The organism is Pseudoalteromonas sp. Isolate3 (assembly GCF_022398505.1).
GTDB classification, from domain to species: Bacteria; Pseudomonadota; Gammaproteobacteria; order Enterobacterales; family Alteromonadaceae; genus Pseudoalteromonas; species Pseudoalteromonas apostichopi.
This window is the reverse complement of sequence record NZ_JAKEVN010000257.1, coordinates 1-1,228: the sequence shown is the minus strand read 5'-3', so window position 1 is coordinate 1,228 and position 1,228 is coordinate 1. Positions and strand designations below refer to the sequence as shown.

Sequence of the window (1,228 nt, the reverse complement as noted above, 5' to 3'; positions counted from 1 at the left end):
GAAAAAACAAAGCGCTCAAATCTCAAATTTGGATAACTGACCCATACTTAAAATGAAGGATATTTCTGCAAGCTTGAATTGATTTTCCAAACGTATTCCTGCATGAAGCCCTTCCGCACGTTGATTTAATGCAAGTAAGTAGTCAGAAGTATTAATGTCACCAGCTTCCCAGCGCTTATTTAATAAGTTTTCGCTGCTATCTAATCTGCCTTTTGTCAGTTTTTGCCATTGCTCATAATATTTTTTACTGACAATAAGCGATTCATAATTAGCTTTTGCTTCAAATGACTGCTTTCGATAAACCGACCGAAAGTTAGCCTCTGCTGCAATTGCTTCTGAATAAGCGGCTTTAACAGTATCTGAATAGTTATTTCTGATATTTAAAGGCATTGAGAAAGTCACGCCAATCAAGTCTTCATCTCCACTTTTCCCTGCGTTAACTCCAATGGTTGGATTGGCTTTAGATTCCATAGTGGTTAGTTGAGCTTTAGATTGTTTTATCTTCCATTGCGCTCTAGCGAGTTTAACTTTTGGATGTTCCTCAACCCACTGAGAGTTAAATGAATAGTTTGTTGCTCCAAAAGTAAATGAAAACAAATTGGTAGTATTAGGCGTCCAATCAGGCAATAACTCCTGAACATTTACCTCTGCATTTTTCAAAGCAATTTGCGACTCAGATATTTCACTGAAAACTTGGGACAAGTTTAAATAAACCAGTTCAGCGTCAAGTGGCTCTAAAAGTCCTGCTTTTCGCTTATCTTCAATAATTCCAACGAGCGTTTGTAATTGATTTTCTCTTACTGAAAGTAACTGAGCCACCTTTTTTGCTGCTTGCCAATTAACTATTGCAGTTAAAGCGTTAGCCTTTTTAGAATCGAGTAGAGATAACAATTGTTGCTGGTTTGCATAAACACCAATTTCACCAATGCTTTTATTTGCTGATTGCTTATCCCAAAAATCAATCGTTTGACTGATACCAATAGAATAATTATCAAAATCACCCTCTTTTTCATAGCTTGCTTCAAGCTCTGGGTTATATACGGCTTTAGTTAAGCTCTTGGCTCTATGATTACTTGCATTAAGTAACTCTTTAGCCGCAACAACTTCGGGATCTTTATTTATTTGACTATCTAGCCATGAAATACTTTTCTGTTTGGCATAAGTGGCAACTGAAAAACTCACAGCCATACATAAAGACAGGACTAAACCTGCATTTTTTAAATATATA

General features: G+C 36.2%; 1 protein-coding gene. It reads right to left on the bottom strand.

All coding sequences use genetic code 11. The features are described 5' to 3' along the window. Positions 1-15 precede the first annotated feature (15 nt). Entirely contained in the window at positions 16-1,227 is a 1,212-nt protein-coding gene (locus tag L1D46_RS20695) for a TolC family protein (RefSeq protein WP_239978174.1), read from the bottom strand. Between the last annotated feature and the right edge of the window lies 1 nt (position 1,228).